General features: G+C 56.9%; 18 protein-coding genes. All 18 read right to left on the reverse strand.

What is annotated here, in order from left to right; all coding sequences use genetic code 11:
- A partial coding sequence (locus HQL76_13380) for a PriCT-2 domain-containing protein (GenBank protein ID MBF0110156.1) occupies positions 1-1486 on the reverse strand: 1486 nt, incomplete at its 3' end.
- An 11-nt stretch (positions 1487-1497) separates the two neighbouring features.
- Entirely contained in the window at positions 1498-1803 is a 306-nt protein-coding gene (locus HQL76_13385) for a helix-turn-helix domain-containing protein (GenBank protein ID MBF0110157.1), read from the reverse strand.
- A 123-nt stretch (positions 1804-1926) separates the two neighbouring features.
- On the reverse strand, positions 1927-2640 hold the full coding sequence (locus HQL76_13390; protein ID MBF0110158.1) for a hypothetical protein: 714 nt from the start codon (positions 2638-2640) through the stop codon (positions 1927-1929).
- A gap of 83 nt (positions 2641-2723) precedes the next feature.
- Entirely contained in the window at positions 2724-3011 is a 288-nt protein-coding gene (locus HQL76_13395) for a HigA family addiction module antidote protein (protein ID MBF0110159.1), read from the reverse strand.
- A complete protein-coding gene (locus HQL76_13400) occupies positions 3008-3298 on the reverse strand; it encodes a type II toxin-antitoxin system RelE/ParE family toxin (GenBank protein MBF0110160.1) in 291 nt (96 codons plus the stop codon). Before HQL76_13400 ends, HQL76_13395 begins: the two co-directional genes overlap by 4 nt.
- 130 nt (positions 3299-3428) lie before the next feature.
- Positions 3429-3869 (reverse strand): type II toxin-antitoxin system MqsA family antitoxin, encoded by a 441-nt coding sequence (locus HQL76_13405; protein ID MBF0110161.1) that lies wholly within the window; start codon positions 3867-3869, stop codon positions 3429-3431.
- On the reverse strand, positions 3866-4177 hold the full coding sequence (locus HQL76_13410) for a type II toxin-antitoxin system MqsR family toxin (protein ID MBF0110162.1): 312 nt from the start codon (positions 4175-4177) through the stop codon (positions 3866-3868). The genes HQL76_13405 and HQL76_13410 overlap by 4 nt, the downstream gene beginning before the upstream one ends.
- A 33-nt stretch (positions 4178-4210) precedes the next feature.
- A complete protein-coding gene (locus HQL76_13415) occupies positions 4211-5050 on the reverse strand; it encodes a site-specific integrase (GenBank protein ID MBF0110163.1) in 840 nt (279 codons plus the stop codon).
- 147 nt (positions 5051-5197) lie between these two features.
- Positions 5198-7345: an urea transporter gene (locus tag HQL76_13420; protein ID MBF0110164.1), complete on the reverse strand. Its 2148-nt coding sequence runs from the start codon at positions 7343-7345 to the stop codon at positions 5198-5200.
- 2 nt (positions 7346-7347) lie between these two features.
- On the reverse strand, positions 7348-8757 hold the full coding sequence (locus HQL76_13425) for an alanine racemase (GenBank protein MBF0110165.1): 1410 nt from the start codon (positions 8755-8757) through the stop codon (positions 7348-7350).
- 14 nt (positions 8758-8771) lie between these two features.
- Positions 8772-9863, reverse strand: coding sequence for an ATP-grasp domain-containing protein (locus HQL76_13430; GenBank protein MBF0110166.1), 1092 nt, complete (start codon positions 9861-9863; stop codon positions 8772-8774).
- Positions 9860-10135: a PqqD family protein gene (locus HQL76_13435; protein ID MBF0110167.1), complete on the reverse strand. Its 276-nt coding sequence runs from the start codon at positions 10133-10135 to the stop codon at positions 9860-9862. Before HQL76_13435 ends, HQL76_13430 begins: the two co-directional genes overlap by 4 nt.
- A gap of 120 nt (positions 10136-10255) precedes the next feature.
- Entirely contained in the window at positions 10256-11215 is a 960-nt protein-coding gene (locus HQL76_13440; GenBank protein ID MBF0110168.1) for an Rpn family recombination-promoting nuclease/putative transposase, read from the reverse strand.
- A gap of 56 nt (positions 11216-11271) precedes the next feature.
- Positions 11272-11934, reverse strand: coding sequence for a tetratricopeptide repeat protein (locus HQL76_13445; GenBank protein MBF0110169.1), 663 nt, complete (start codon positions 11932-11934; stop codon positions 11272-11274).
- A 4-nt stretch (positions 11935-11938) separates the two neighbouring features.
- Complete coding sequence (locus HQL76_13450; protein ID MBF0110170.1) at positions 11939-12853, reverse strand: hypothetical protein; 915 nt, start codon at positions 12851-12853, stop codon at positions 11939-11941.
- Positions 12854-13003: 150 nt separating this feature from the next.
- Positions 13004-13636 carry an arylesterase gene (locus tag HQL76_13455; protein ID MBF0110171.1) on the reverse strand — a complete coding sequence of 211 codons (633 nt, stop codon included), beginning with the start codon at positions 13634-13636 and terminating at the stop codon, positions 13004-13006.
- A gap of 44 nt (positions 13637-13680) precedes the next feature.
- The gene (locus HQL76_13460) at positions 13681-14154 is read right to left on the reverse strand and encodes a chemotaxis protein CheD (protein MBF0110172.1); all 474 of its coding nucleotides are present in this window, start codon (positions 14152-14154) and stop codon (positions 13681-13683) included.
- A 2-nt stretch (positions 14155-14156) separates the two neighbouring features.
- Positions 14157-15059: a HAMP domain-containing histidine kinase gene (locus tag HQL76_13465; GenBank protein ID MBF0110173.1), complete on the reverse strand. Its 903-nt coding sequence runs from the start codon at positions 15057-15059 to the stop codon at positions 14157-14159.
- Positions 15060-15183: the final 124 nt, after the last annotated feature.

Genomic DNA, 15183 nt, shown 5'->3' on the forward strand with positions numbered 1-15183 from the left:
TGCCGATATCAAGACCGGACCGAAGGGACGCGCCATCGTGACCGGCGGGGAAGGAACGGCAACCCGTTGTATGGGACACCCGGTTTTGCAAACGACGCTGGTGATCCTCCATGCTGACGTAAAGAGCGTCTCCCCGCTCGGCCCACAACGAGCCGAGCGCATTTTGGCCGTAGGCGACAGACAGACCCAGGTGAAGCGCCAGCCAGGACTTGCCGACCTTCGGCTTGCCCGCCAGGATGAAAACACCTTGCGGCAACAGGTCACGCACCGTCCAGGAAACCGGGTCGAAGTGCTGTGCCATCAGGTCCGACATGCTGAAGGTGGCTGGTGCTTTCTCCTGGTTGGCAGCCTGTTGGCTCGGCCCAGGATCGGCCTCCACTTTCCGCGCCTTGGAGATACACTCCTTGACCGCCTCCGACCCATGAAGCCGCGCTAAATCGTTGAAATCGTTGGCTCCATCTGGCCGATCCGGTCCGAAGTCCGGGACGGCCAACCGTGCGCCGATGGCCCGTGCCGCTTCGGTGGCGAGCCTGTCGGGTTCCCCCGTGGTTTTATCCAGGTCGGCCAGGAGGACGATTCTTGCTTCCGGATCGTGCCTTCTCATATTTTTTGCGACAGCCAGGAGGTTGCCATTCGAGAAGGTTGCCACCCCAATCGCTCCAGGAACGGCCTGCGCCGCGCTTAACACCGTGGCAACCCCTTCCCCCACCGCGAAGACAAGCCCCGGCAAATCGCCCTCTGGAAGGACTTGTGTGGCCCAATACCCGCCCGCTTTCCGGCCCCCCGCCAGGGAAGACTTTCGACCTTCACCGTCGATCATCTCGATGGAAGCCAAAACGCCATCCGCCTTGATCGGGACGACCAGGATCCGGTTACCTTGAAGCGGTCCGGACTTGCCCCTCGGCGAGTAACCGATGATCCGCTTCAGTTCGGAAAGGGAAATTTCCTGCAAAGTTTGAGTGGAAGAGACGGATTTCCGAACCAGGTAAGGATTGTCGTCCGCCGCCGGGTCTGCTCCGTCCAAAATCAAACGAGCCATTTCGGCTGCCTGCCGGTGGCGGTCGGCATCTCCCTGGGGAAGGGCCGCTTTGCCCGGCCGCGCCCCGGTGATCGGGCGTAGTCTTTCGGCCTCGTTTCCGGCCCCACGCCACCCGACATTCCGCGCCATGCGGAAAAGGGTTTTGATCGTGATGCCGCCATCTGGTTTGATCGAACGCCACACGTCGCGGGTATCCGCCGGGTTGTAGGACGCCCCATTGGAAGACCAGGAATCGAAAACTTGAAAGCCTTCGTCTCCAAGCCCGGCTTTCAGAGCCATGCCGATCCGCACCCACTCGTCCCGGTCAACATTTGGCGTCAAAGCGGATAAGGCGCTTTTGATTTCTTCCAGGGAAGATTTTTGATCGTGCTGTGTTTTTGCGGTAGTATGGGGCCTGAAATTGTTTTGATTGCCCGCTGCCCCCAGAGGGCTTTTTTGTGGGTTCATGGCGGCCCCGCTCAACCAGCCACCTGAAGCCGCTTCGGTGGTCTGCCACGCCGCTTGCCGGACGGGGTGGTTCCGCTCGTTGCTGGTTGTGACGGAATGTTTGCCGCCAGACGCGAACGCAAGCTGTCGGCCTCAGACGTGCTTCCAACCAACCGCGCCGTCGCCCATTCGTGCAAACTGGATGTCGGGTAGAGAACACGCGATCCCAGCTTGCAAAACTTCGGCCCCTGTCCAAGAAGGCGATATTTTTCCAGCGTGGACGCGCCAAGACCAAGGAATTCCGCCGCTTTTGCCGTGTTCAACAACATCTCTGTCATTTTTCTTCTCCTGTCGTAAGAACGATGGCTGCCGGGGGATCAGTCCGAAAGCCGAAAACGTTACGTAACGCTGGAGAACATGTAGCTTGAGAAAAAAAACAGTTTCAACTACCCGAAATGTCCTCAGACACGATTATTTCGGGGGAAGGATGGGTGTGTGTTTTTCAATTCGCGGTAAAGATTACGCAAGGCGTTTTCGATGGTTTTCGGGGTAGGCGTTTGTTTGCCGGGGAACTGTACCTCTGCCCATTCGGACAGGTAGCGAGCCTCTCCCTCCAGGGTAAGAATCATTTCTTTACACTTGGCACGACGTTCCATCTCTTGTTTAACAGCGGCTATCAGGGAGCGGCGGCCCGGAAAGGAGGCGCCAGTTTCCGGGGGCGTCATCGGTGGAGGGGAGGTTATGAGTGAGAATACCAATCCAGCATAAAGAATATTTTTCTGGTAATCATATACTGCATTCTTTTCGTAATCGATGTTGGAGAAGGCCCATACGGAAGGAGGGATCATTTCACGTTCTTTACTTTGAGGGTTGGGAAACCCATACCCTACAATGTCACATCCACTCGTCAGAACGTTTCTCAATAACGAATATCCCTGATTTAGAATTTCATTCCTTAGATCATTCATTATCCCGATATTTGCCTGATGTCGTTTTTCCTCTTCCAGGGTATACCCTTCATAATGTAATGAATCGATATGGAAGCAGTCTTCTATGTATATTCCTTCCTCAGCGCGATTCATTTTCTCACCCAATGTTGTTCCATCCACAAGTTTGGAAGCATTGAGTAGAGAATTCAACAGATCGTTCACTGTTGGCCATTCGGGTTTGGTCACGGCATTACCCCTTCTGGAAGGTAACCCGGCCAGGGGGTGAAGGATTCCCCTTTTTCCGCCGTCGCGGTAGACTGGGTGTCTCGTTAAGCGGTCAGCGCGCAGACATCCCGCTCTATCTCATTGCCGATCTTCTGTAACACCACGGAAAGGTCATACTGTGTCTGCATATTTAGCCAGAACTCCGGCGTTGTACCGAAAAACCGGGCCAGACGGATGGCGGTATCGGCAGTGATTCCACGCTGTCCGTGAATGATGGCCCCGATGCGCGTTGTTGGAACCCGCAAACGCATGGCCAGCGCATTGGCATTCAGATTGTGGGGAACCATAAATTCTTCACGCAGTACCTCCCCAGGATGAGTTTTGATTCTCATGGCTTACCTCCGTGGTAGTCCACAATCTCGACATTGAAGGCGTGGCCATCACGCCATTCGAAACAGATGCGGAATTGATCGTTGATGCGGATGCTGAACTGCCCTCGTCTATCCCCCTTCAGAGCCTCCAGGCGATTGTTCGGCGGTTGCCGCAAATCCTCCAGGGAGTGCGCAGAGGCCAACATGTCCAGCTTGCGCAACGCTACCTTGCGGACGGCTTCAAACCGTGCTACGTGATCGCCGTCGTTGAACTGCTCAGTCGGTTTGCCCCGGAAGCTCTTTATCATACGCTTACCGTACAACGCTGCTCAATCAACAGCAAGCGCAAACTGAATTCACCCTCGGCTTGCTTTCCGGCCAGGGGGTGAAAGGTGTCCCCTTTTCCGTTGGCCGACGTAGGCCGGGCGTTCGGTGGGCTTACCTCAAGGCAAGCGCCGGTTCGTGATCCATGACACGGGGTTCATCCCGCAGCAAAGCCAGTTGTCCGGGATTGGCTTCCAGCAGTCGCAGCAGATTGGAAACGGCACGACTTACCAGAACGTCTCCCTGTTCATATTTGTGGAAGGCGTTGGGACCGCCACCGATCATCTGACTTGCCTTGCGTTGCGACAGCCCCAATTTTTCCCGAATGGCCCGAATGCGTGCAGGTTCAAGCAAACCCTCAGCGCGAGCCTTCAGGAGATTCAAGGCGCGGTCGGAAACGTTCATGTCCTTGCCGGAATGGACACTCTCACCGCATGCGCAATACCACCCTGGCAGGTCCAGCGAGATGGACTGCTCCTTGTAGCTCAACGCCACCGGGCGTGACGCTCTGGTCATGCTCTGTCCGCATTCGTGACATTTCATCAAGTCGTTCATTTGTTTCGCTCCTTGAAGGAGAGCAACCGGAATTCCGTTACCACGTCGGCAGTGAATTTCAGGTAGACCACCACAGCGCCACGGGGAACATGGTAGACATCCTGCCAGGTCCGATAATCCGTGTGGGATGTCATGGATTTCACAAAATGTCTGCGCTTCATGGTCTGGATGGTGGCCACGATTTCATCCCGTCCGCATCCCATGGCCGCCGCCGTCCGCAAGGCGGTTCCGGTCACGCTCAAACGCCCCGCCATGGCGAATACCCTTTTGAAGGCATCCAAATCATAGGTGGGGGTTCGTTTGTCCATGGGCTTTAAGATACAACCATTATGGTTGCATAGCTATAGGGGTTGCGCTTTTTTGATCAGCACTACATCGGCCTTGGGAGTGCCATTCAATGCGGCGGCAATCTGCCCGGAAATCTTGTCGGCGGCAATCTTGAGGGGATCGGCGGACAAGTGGGCATATCGGGCGGTCACGGTTGGGGTCTTATGGCCCAGCAATGCGCCCACGATAGGCAACCCCATGCCAGAGATTACCCCCACCGACGCGAACCCGTGGCGGGTGTCGTGAATGCGCACGTCGGACAACCCGGCCCGTTCCCGGATTTTGCGCCAGATACGCGGAAGCCCCACCAGGGATTGACCATCGACGGCACCGGGAAAGCAATACGAGTTCCCCTGGATGCGTGGCAGACTGGACAAAAGTTCCAAGGCTGCTGCTCCCAGGTGGACCACCTTGAATCCGGTCTTGGAGTCGGGCAACCGCAGGCATCCACGCTCGAAATCCACATGGGACCATTCCAGGGTCAAAACCTCCCCCCTCCGCATGCCGGTCAACAGCAACAACCGAAGCGATGCAATGGCAACCGGGTTCACTCCTTCTTGCTCCATCTCCTGCATGACCTCCCCCAAGCGGGTCAACTCTTCCCCGGTCAGGAACCGTTCCCGCCGTTGCCCGGCATATTTCCTTACCCCATGCACGGGGTTGTCCTCCCGCAAGCCGCGTTCCACGGCAAAGCTGAAGATGGCCCCCAGGAGTCCCATACAACGGGTTGCCGTTCCTTCCCCGCCGGTCACGATGGCGCGTCCCTTCGGTCCGGTCTTGATATCGGCAGCCGTCTTGCCCGCAGCCACGTCGATCATAAACCGTTGCACGTCGGCACGGGTGATTTGATCCATCCGCTTGCGCCCCATCAATGGCACGATATGCCGGGCAATCCTCCGGCTTGCTTTCCGGCCAGGGGGTGAAAGGTGTCCCCTTTTCCGTTGGCCGACGTAGGCCGGGCGTTCAGTGGGCTTACCTCGATGAGGGTAGGATCATTTCCGTCAATCGCCAATCTTTTTTTCCCACCCCACGATACCGTGGTCCGATTGCATGCCATGGCGGACGAGCGTTCCCTGCATGGTTTCCCGGGGGGTGACGAGGGAAAGTCGGAGCCACCCCAGGCTTTCCGACAGGTCGGCTTGGCCGTGACACGACCACAGGCTTTTTCCCATCCAGGTGACCCGATGTTCCACCCGTTGTTCCCAACAAAGACCGAGGGGCTGCCAGAGGCGGTCGTACAGGCTTTCTTCCTTGAGAAATCCCGGAAACAACCAGTTCAGGGTCCGAAGCCACCACGGCAGGGGCAACCAGTGGACGGGAATGGAATCGTGCCAATGAATCGCTTCCTCGCATAGCGGCGTCAGGGCAGTCGTCAGCAGCAGGGCGTCAAGGCGGGGGTCGCCCTTGTCACGTTGGTAGAAGGCAATCAGCGTATCGGTTTGGACAAAGGCGACACGAGTCCGTTGGTTGACGACAAGCCAGGTTTCACCGGCAAGATCGATCGCGACGGTCATCTTGAGTGGGGCATGACGCCCCGAAAAGGCATAGGTGAAGGAACGACCGACGGCACGGTACAGGGAATGGGCGAGCAGTGGGCCGGGGCGTGGATGTCCAACGGTGGTTCCTTCCGTGGGGATGTGGTCGAGGCTGTAGCAGGGACTTGGCTCCATGGGGATCAGGGTATGGGTCAGGTGGAAGGGTCGGGTGGGGTTGCCCAGCCAGGGGCCTGTCTGCACATGCATGTGGAGATGAGGTTGCACCGACCGGCCCGAGTTGCCGCATCGGGCCAGGATCTGGCCCGGGGTGACGGTCGTCTGGGGGCTGATGGTCAGGCTTCCCTGACGCAGGTGCGAAAGCAGCAGGTGATCGGTTCCCGACAGGGCGATGAGGATGAAATTGCCCCAATTGTTGTTGGTGTCCATGGTCCCGGGAGGGGTATCGGGAAGGTCATCGCGGCAGGCGACGACCAGACCGGTCACCGGGGAACAAATGGCTGCGTTGAAGCAGTGATAATCGGTGCATTGCCGGCCATCCCCCCTGTAGGCCAAACCATCGACGACCTGATGAAAATCGAGGGCATGGCGCCATTCTCCCTGATGGGTATGGGCGCCGTCGAATCCCTGGTAGATCTGCCAGGCACCAAAAAAAGGGAGTCGCAGGCCAATGCTCCCCTCGGCGACACCTCGGGCCTCGGCAAGGGCGGTGGACGCTGCCACCGCCTCGGGAATCCGCGGTGTATCGAGCCAGTAACGGCTCCAAGGTTCGCCTGAAATGGGGCTCAGGGCGACCATGATGAACCAGGTGGTCGCGACGAAAGGGAGCGACAGGGGCGGCAGTCCCAGGAAATAAAATATATTGAAGGCGGCAAGTGACAGGAGGCCGGCAATGGCCGCACCCATGCCCGCCACAAGAAAGGGTCGATTTCCGGGGCGGGCGAACACTCCTCCGGTCATCAGGGCTGTCAGCATGGCGGCGGTACTGGCGAGGGACAGCGGCAACGAATAGGGCGTCACGCCAAAAAGCGCAAGCTCCGTTCGGACGACGACATAAGCCGAAAGAATGATGAGAAACAGACGCCGCGAGGAGAGAAAAATAGCCAATCCTACCAGGATTCCACCGACGGGAGTCGGAGAAAAATAGATCTGTCCCGTGGCGATGAGCCAGGAAAGAACCGGGGTGGGCAACCATTGGTAAAGCCAGAGATCGACAGGATTGGCCGCAGGGGCAACGGCCCAGGGAAGGGCCAGGGCGCGACCGAAGGCATAGACGGGAAGGCCGGCGAGAAACAGGGGTGCGGACAGAATCGGAAGTCCCTTGGGGATGCTGACCAGCGCATGGATCAATCGGCTCGCCAGCGTGGCCAGCAGACCGGAAAGGGTCGCCAGGGCGAAACTTTCCGGAGTCGCCGCAAAAAAAGTGCCGACCATCAATCCGAGGAGGACACCGTTGACCACATCCAGATCGTAGACCTGATTCGGGAGCGCCAATCCCTTGCGGCAGGACAGGCTGACGATGCCGCCCCAGAGGCCCAGGATTCCCACCGCCGGGTTGACGAGGGTCGCCGCAACCAGAAGCCAGTGGGCCTCGGGGGATCGGAAATAGAGAAACGAGCCGTAGGCCTTGAGGAGTGTGTGAAAAAAAGGTCCCAAGATCACTCTTTCGCGGGTTGGGGCACGGACGACCAGGGACCGGTGTTTGCGTTGAGGTGGTGGGGCATGCGTTCGTGTACGCACAGGGAGGCGAGCGTTTCGCCCTGGCGGATCACCTCGTGCGTTCCATGGGGACCGACCAGAATGATCGGTGGACGCAGTTCGATGAATTGCAGCCATTGGGTGTTGTTGTAGGCCCCGACCGGATTGAAGACCAGACGGTCCCCGACCGCCAGTGGCGGAAGACTGACCAATTGTCGCATGACATCGATGTTCATGCACAGGGGGCCGAACAAGACCGTTTCCGCAAGAGGGCCATCCTTTGGCCGGACCAGTCGTACCGGATGATGATACCACAGGCCGGTCAACATCAGGTTGATGCCTGCATCCAGGATGACCCCGCGGCGACCATCGACAAGTCGCTTGGTGCCAACGACCGTGGCGACCAGGGACTGGGCATCATCGACCACCGCCCGTCCGCTTTCGAAAATCAGGAGCGGCTCTGGCCCCGATCGTCCTGCCAATCCCTGGTGCAATGCCGTTCCGATCGCTTCGGCGTATTCCTCGATCGGGGGAACCGCCTGTTCGGGGGGGGCATAGATGCCCTGGAGGGCGTTGCGTGAGGGAAAACCGCCGCCAATATCGAGCGACTGAATGCGCGTCACGCCATCGGTTTCAACTTCCTTCATGAAGTCGGTCATCAGACGAACCTGCTGTCCGTAGGCCCGGGGGTCGAGAATGAAGGTTCCCAGGTGGTTGTGCAATCCGTTCAGTGTCAGGTGCCGGCTGCATCGGATCCGCACCGCCGCTTCATGGGCCTGGCCATTTTCCAGATTGAATCCGAATCGGCTCCAGGGTTCGGTATGACCGGTATTGAAGTTGAGCCGCAGCGTGACCGGGACCTTCCGACCGGTCTCCTGGGCAATTGTTTCGATCAGGGTCAACTCATCCAGATGATCGACATGGATATGGGCCTCCTCGGCGATGGCCCGTTCCAGGATCGGACGCGGTTTGCAGGGACCGTTGAAAAGAATCCTCTCGCCGGGAACACCAAGAAGACGGGCCTTTTCATATTCCGAACGGGAGACCACCTCGGCCCAGGATCCTTCCTGGTGCAGGATGCGGCAAATGGCGCTCGTGATGTTGGTCTTGTAGGACCATCCATGCACGACATGGGAATGATGGCGTTCCAACGCCTTTCGGATGGTGCGGATGTTGTGCCGCAAACGTTGTTCGGAGGTGATGAAAAGCGGCGAGCCGTAGAGATTGACAAGGTCGTCGATTGGAATGCCGTCGATTTCCGCCCGCGCGGTCTCGCTGCGGCGATGACCGAATTTATTGACCGTTCCATGATGAAGGGGTTGAATCATGGGCGGTTCCCAGACGGGTGGGGTCGCTTCGGGTTTGTTCATGTCATGATGCTCGATCAGGCTCGGGGGTGGCGCTGGGGGTGGGTGCCGGTGGTGGACATGGCGGCAAGTCGTTCCAGATCGACGATGACCTCCTGGGCGTGGCGGATGAACAAGGTACCGGTTCGGGGCGTTGGCGCGAATGGCAATCTTTCACCGGCCATCAACGACAGCAGTAAAGCTGGAAGATTGCGTTGGACGCCATGGCTGAGATAGATCCATGATGGAAAACGGGGGTTGAGTTCCACCAGATACAGCCGTCCATCTTCGCCGCGAAGGGCTTCCACCTCCAGGGGACCCCGCCATGTCAGATGGGTGCTCAAGGTCTGCGCCATGGCTCGAAGTTCATCGTCATCGATGGTGATTCCGGCCCAGGCCTTGCCTTTGTCGGTAATCGCCCGTTTGCGCATCATCACCGGCGCCAACAGGGTTCCGGAATCGTCGCAAACCGCCGTCAGATTGATTTCGTGTCCCGGAACAAACTGTTGTACCAGGATCGGATATCCCCACTGACCGGCGATCCGGTGCGTGACCATCCGCGCCTCGGCGGGATGATGAACCACCTGGGCGTCATAATACAGTCCCTTGATCATCAAAGGAAAAGACCAGCCAGAATCCTGGCAGGAATCGAAAAAGCCGGGATCATTGATCGCACGTGTTTCCGGAGTCGCCATACCCGTGGCTGCGCACAGGGAAGGGAGTCGATCCTTGCCACGCGCCGCCAGACTCCGGTGGCTGGGAAGAAGGGTTGCAATCCCCCAGGAGTCCAGGGCCGGCAGGAGGCGCTGAAAATTGGTCAATTCCGAATCAAGGCACGGGATGATGGCATCGATGGGGCAGAGGCCCTGGATCTCTTCGAGCCGGTCGCGCAGGGATTCCTCACCCATCGAGGGATAGGGTAGAAGATGGGATTGGTCACACGAATCATCATACAGACCGGCATCGAGCGCATCATACCCCAGGCCGATCAAACGACCGCGAAACCCGGAATATTCTCTCAGGCAGCGGGCGACCGCCATTCCCGGACCCGGATTGTCGGGGCGGGCATTCATGCCGGTGATGGCTATGGTCCAGTGACGCCAGTCGGTGGCGCGATCTCCCGATTTCATGCCAGATTCCGTGCCAATTGCCGGATGAAGCCTTCCACCGACCCCAGGGCAACTTCACGGGCGACGCCGTAACTTCGTGACAGTGCCATGGCGGTATCCTCGGCGGTAGCTCCTCCCTGGAGAAGTTCCAGCGCCATCAGTCCGGTAGCGTTGACGGTAAAGCTTTGGCCACTCTTCGGATCGAAAACGTAGCCGTTGCGGCTGATGGCCAGATTTTCCAATCGGACTGGATCCATGGGCGGCGCAAGGGTGGATGGACCGGGATTGAACATGGGATTCTCGTTGAAGGTTGCCGATTTTCAAATTCTACTTTGTCACATTCAATATTTTAATCTGCTTCATATATTGATATAATTGCATATTTTTTTATAATGCGGATAATAGAATAAATTTTAGTGACAAACGTCGTGCGGCGAGTCGGCCTTGAAGATGTTGCCAACCCAGGCGGTCAATTCGTCCAGAGTGGCAGTGGCCACTTTCCGATGGATGGATTCCGGCACCGATCCGAAACGTGCCTGAAGTAATTGGAGTAGCGCCTCGGCCTTGCCTTCCTGTTTGCCTTCCTGTTTGCCTTCCTGTTTGCCTTCCTGTCGGCCTTTCTGCGCGCCCTCGATCAACCCTGCGCCATAGGTGGATTCCACCATGCTTGCCTGGAAGTGCAGATCCTCCTGATAGCGTTCGTAGGCCAGCCGTTCCGCCTCTGGCAGGTTCAGGAGGTCGAACAGCTCCTTGGCTTTGAGTAGACCCTGCGCTGAAAACTCATCCCGGATGTCACCCGTCTTGAGAAAGTAGACCCACTCGTCCAGACTGGTCCGTGCCACTTCGTTAAAGCGGTTGACCTTGATCAGATAGAACTCCGGGAAAATTTCTTGCACGGTTTTACGGCGGAACAAACTTTTCTGCCCTTCATTGAGTTGCAGTTCGTCCTGGAGGTGCATACCGTGGAACGAAGTCGTGCCATGATAAATATAATCCATACCTTGGCCAAGATCGAAATACAAGATACTGATTGATATGATTCTTGGAATTTTTGCATAGGCATCGCCAGCCTGCAAATGCTCCGTGACCGCCTTGGACGAAGCATAGACAAGACGCTGCAGGTAGTCGTGTTCCCGTTCGAATTGCAGCTCGATCAGGATCAGTTCACCCTGGCTGGTCCTGACTTTCATATCGACGCGATTGTACTTATCGAGCGGGCCATCCTGATTGCTTTCACTTTCGAGGATTTCGAGGATTTGCACGTCGGTCATGAGCAACTCGCACAACAGCCCTTCCAGCACGTCAAAATTGGCCTTGCTGCGCAACAACCGTTTCAAGGCCCAGTCGAAGGTGATCAGACGGCGTTGTTTCATTTCCGGGACACCATGATTTCGGTAGGGTCATTGTGTGGCGCATGGTATTGCCAAGGTCATTTTCCGTTAAGGTATGCGTTTGCCTCGATATGGTTGGGAATCCGGTTGAGCACGTTCAGATAGGCCTCCCGTGCCTGTTTGGGCTGATTGAGCCACAGGTGTGCCCGGGCCATGTAGACCAGGGCGTTGGTGTCGGAGGGGTAATGGGTTGCCAGGGTGGTGGCGTGTGTCAGAAGGTCGTTCCAGAGTTTTTGTCCCTCGTCGGCGACAAGAAGACGTTGCAGAGCGGTCTGGTTGAGGTGAGACAAGGTGAGGACCGACTCGGCGAAGGCGCCTGCCTCACGATGGCGTTGCTGGGCCAGAAGGGGCAGGGTGATGCCCAACAGCGCATCGATGGAGCGGCTGTTGGCGCGGATCGCCAGACGGTAGAAATGGATGGCATCATTGTGTTTTCCCTGAAGATAATGCAACCATCCCAGGCGCAGGAGAACCAGCTCCCGATCACTGCCCCGGGTATCCTGGAGGGGCAGCAGTATTTCGGCGGCATCGGCAAATCGGGAAGCGGTTTCCAGGGTGTAGGACTTGGCGAAAATATTTGCGGTGGTTACCCCTTCACGGGAACCTCCGGATGGCGTCGTGGCGGCTCCATGGGCCTCCGGGAACTGCCATGAGAAAAGAAAACCGACAAGAGCCGTGACGAGGATCAGGGATCGGATCATGGAATCACCAGTTGAGGGAATAGGAAAGATAGAGGGAGTTGCTGCTGTATTTATCGGCGATCGATTTGTTTTCGTAGGCTTCGTGCCCCCCCATGAGAAGGAGGCGCGCCTGAGTGCCGATGCGCCATTCCAGTCCCAGCGATGCCCCTCCCTGATGGGCATCGGCCAGATTATAGACCGAAGCCCCATCAAGATCGACACCGAAGATTTTCTCTCCCACCATGCCGCCAACTTTCAGGTTGTCGAGTCGCAGAAGGTTGTCCGGGCCAAACCAGTGATTCCATTTGATGTCCAGGGCCTGGGCATCTTCGAGACCCTGGGCGCGGGTGGGGTTGGAGACATCGATCAAGGTGGGTCTCAGCGAGATCCAGTCCAATTTTTCGTTGAAGGCCATGCCAATTGCGGGTGATACCTGCCAAACTTCAAGGTCTCCGTAATAATCGCTGAAGGCAACGGCGGCTTCTACATGCCAGGTCTGATCGAACGGTGTGAAGGAAATGACGGGGGCTGCGACCTTGACATCATCGGTGTCATGGGTTGCGTCGTCATTGTCGATCAGATGTCCATCGAGGCGGACGCCCAGGCGACCATGCCACAAGTCGGGCGTCAGGTTGATGCGGGCGCTGGCGAAGAACGCATCCTGCTCGATGTCCTGGGTCGGGGAGACGAATGTGACCGAGGTATGATTGTATCCCAGGGTCATGCCGTAGCGTTCGAACCAGTCGGTGGAGAAAAACAATCCTTCACTGAGGAAGCGTTCCCGCATACTCGAACCCGAGTAATCACCCGCCACTCCCTGGACCGTGAATCCGGGATACCAGTTTTTTTCGCCGGAGTTTCCTTCCCTCGCCATCAATGACCATGAGGAAAGAAAACAGAAGAGGGTCAGGGTGACCGGGAAGCATGAAGGATGGCGCACGGGAAAAACTCCGATCCGTAAAAAGTGAACACCGATGGCGGTTCCATCCGCCCCGTGTCCGTATGAGCGGTTTTTGTGTCGGGTGATGGTGGATCCGCTTAAGTCCTCGGATACGTCACTATAATTTCAAATGATGGCTATATCAAGCAATCATGTCGTCTGGGCAAGGGTTGCCATAGGGGCGTCGGGTCCTGGGGCGGGAGGGGCTGGGGATATGGTTTGGGGATGGAGGAGGGGGTGAATGATGGTCCACGCATGATCGAGGACCCGTCGATAGCCTGCTTCATTGGGGTGGATATTGTCCCATTGATTGAACCTGGGATTTTCAAAGATCCCTTCGAGGAAAAAGGGGATCCGGTGGATTGGATGCCTTTCGGCCAGAGCGGGGACGATCGCGGCGAATTCTTGTCGTTTTTTCCGGGGAAAATCGCTGGGAAGTTCGAGCCCTCCCAGAACGACCGGGATGAGACGCGGCTGTAATTTCTGGATGATGCGTTCCATAGTGTCGTGGATGACCTCCATCGAAACGCCCATGAAGGCATCGTTCAGACCGATGGTGACGATGGCCATGGCGATGGGGGTGCGCAGCAGAGGGTCCAGGCGCCGCAACACGCCCTGGGTGGTGTCTCCCGATATTCCGGCGTTGATGACCCGATGGGGAAATTCGAACTCGATCAAACGCCGTTGCAACAACGCAGGATACGAATGTTCCCGGGAAACGCCAAACCCTTCGGTAAGACTGTCGCCGAGGCAGAGGATGAACAGGGGCGTGGTTGGATTCATGGCATGGCCGGGGGGCGTTTTGGACTGGGATGAAAAAAAATGGCCTATTGTGGGGCCGCCTTTTTCATCAAAATACTGCCATCGACGGTATTGAAAATCACTTTTCGGCTTTGCGTGCCGCCAATATCGGAAGCGGCGATCGGAATCCGCGCCTGGGCCAGATAGTCCCGGGCGACCTCGATGTTGCGTTCGCCGACATTGAGTAAACCGCTGGAACTCTGGATGACGGCGGCCCCGCCGAACACCTTGGCAATCAGATTGCGTTGCTGGCAACCGATCTCCAACAGGTTTTCGATCAATTTCTCGATGGCGATGTTGCCGAACTTGGGCGAGGGGAGCCCGTCGCCGTTCCAGAGTGGCAGTTTATAGTGGTTCATTCCGCCTTTCTTCAGGGTTCGGTCCCACAGGCAGACGGCAATGCACGACCCGAGAACGGTGGTGATGATGTAGTCGCCATTTTTCGCGAACAGGGCCCCGGGCAATAAAAACGGCTTGTTGTCTTTGTCCCCGCTTTGCATGACTAGAAAGCCTTGACCTCTTCGTCGTCAAAAAAGAATTCATTGCCATCGACGGAAAAGGCATCCGCTTCCGTGTTGGTTTCCACTTCAGGGATTGAAATGGAAAAGATGGTACCTTTGCCTTTGGCGACCGAATCCACCGTGATGTTGCCCTCCATCATTTCCACCAGGGCCTGGACGATGCTCAAGCCCAGACCATGCCCCTTGTGACTTTTGCGCGCCCCTGATTCCAGTTGGACGAACCGGTCGAAAATGGTGTGTATTTTTTCGGGATCGATACCGGGTCCGGTGTCGCCAACGGTGACGTTCAGGCGACCGTTGACGATGTGGGCGTTGATGTCGATGGCGCCGTTCTCATGGTTGAATTCAACGGCGTTGGACACAAGATTGCTGAGAATCAGGCTGAGTTTCTCGGTATCGGTCTTGAAAAGAAGCGGTTGGTTTTCATCCTCCTGATCGGGAACCGTGACCGAAAGATTCTTGTCGGCGATCAGGTGCTTGAAGGAATCGATGCTGTCGCGGACGAGGGTGCCGACATCGGTCAGGGAAATCTGCAATTGGGTTTCGCCCGATTCCATTTCGGCGGCGGCGAAAATGTTGCGTAATTGAAAGTCGAGGCTGAAGGCCTCGGAATGGATCGATGTGGCGATGGACTGAATCAGTTCCTCGGGAATGGCCCCTGATTTGAGTTGTTCGGAAAGCCCCAGGATCGAGGTTAGAGGGTTGTTGATCTCATTCTTCATATGAGATATAAAGTTGCTTTTGATCTGTTCCGAGGCTTGAAGTTTTTTATTGACCTCTTCCAGTTTGCTGGTCACCATCTTGACGTCATAAAGGGCCTGCTTGGTGGCATCGAATCGTTTTTTCAGTTCCTGGATGAGTTCTTCGTCCGACAATCTGGCCATTGTGTTCGCTCCCGAAGTTGGCCTGCCCTGGTATGTTGGGACGCATGCTACATGATGCGGTTTCGACAATCCATGGATGATTTTTTCGTTGAAAAAAAATGAAATCGATGATCATAATCATCGA

This window comes from Magnetococcales bacterium (assembly GCA_015228815.1).
Classification (GTDB): domain Bacteria; phylum Pseudomonadota; class Magnetococcia; order Magnetococcales; family UBA8363; genus UBA8363.

Excerpts from the sequence above, each read along its gene's own strand:
- HQL76_13385 (MBF0110157.1), bottom strand. The coding sequence starts at position 1,803 with ATGACAGAGATGTTGTTGAACACGGCAAAAGCGGCGGAATTCCTTGGT.
- HQL76_13395 (MBF0110159.1), bottom strand. The coding sequence starts at position 3,011 with ATGAGAATCAAAACTCATCCTGGGGAGGTACTGCGTGAAGAATTTATG.
- HQL76_13400 (MBF0110160.1), bottom strand. The coding sequence starts at position 3,298 with ATGATAAAGAGCTTCCGGGGCAAACCGACTGAGCAGTTCAACGACGGC.
- HQL76_13405 (MBF0110161.1), bottom strand. The coding sequence starts at position 3,869 with ATGAACGACTTGATGAAATGTCACGAATGCGGACAGAGCATGACCAGA.
- HQL76_13410 (MBF0110162.1), bottom strand. The coding sequence starts at position 4,177 with ATGGACAAACGAACCCCCACCTATGATTTGGATGCCTTCAAAAGGGTA.
- HQL76_13415 (MBF0110163.1), bottom strand. The coding sequence starts at position 5,050 with ATGGATCAAATCACCCGTGCCGACGTGCAACGGTTTATGATCGACGTG.
- HQL76_13425 (MBF0110165.1), bottom strand. The coding sequence starts at position 8,757 with ATGAACAAACCCGAAGCGACCCCACCCGTCTGGGAACCGCCCATGATT.
- HQL76_13430 (MBF0110166.1), bottom strand. The coding sequence starts at position 9,863 with ATGAAATCGGGAGATCGCGCCACCGACTGGCGTCACTGGACCATAGCC.
- HQL76_13435 (MBF0110167.1), bottom strand. The coding sequence starts at position 10,135 with ATGTTCAATCCCGGTCCATCCACCCTTGCGCCGCCCATGGATCCAGTC.
- HQL76_13440 (MBF0110168.1), bottom strand. The coding sequence starts at position 11,215 with ATGAAACAACGCCGTCTGATCACCTTCGACTGGGCCTTGAAACGGTTG.
- HQL76_13445 (MBF0110169.1), bottom strand. The coding sequence starts at position 11,934 with ATGATCCGATCCCTGATCCTCGTCACGGCTCTTGTCGGTTTTCTTTTC.
- HQL76_13455 (MBF0110171.1), bottom strand. The coding sequence starts at position 13,636 with ATGAATCCAACCACGCCCCTGTTCATCCTCTGCCTCGGCGACAGTCTT.
- HQL76_13460 (MBF0110172.1), bottom strand. The coding sequence starts at position 14,154 with ATGCAAAGCGGGGACAAAGACAACAAGCCGTTTTTATTGCCCGGGGCC.
- HQL76_13465 (MBF0110173.1), bottom strand. The coding sequence starts at position 15,059 with ATGGCCAGATTGTCGGACGAAGAACTCATCCAGGAACTGAAAAAACGA.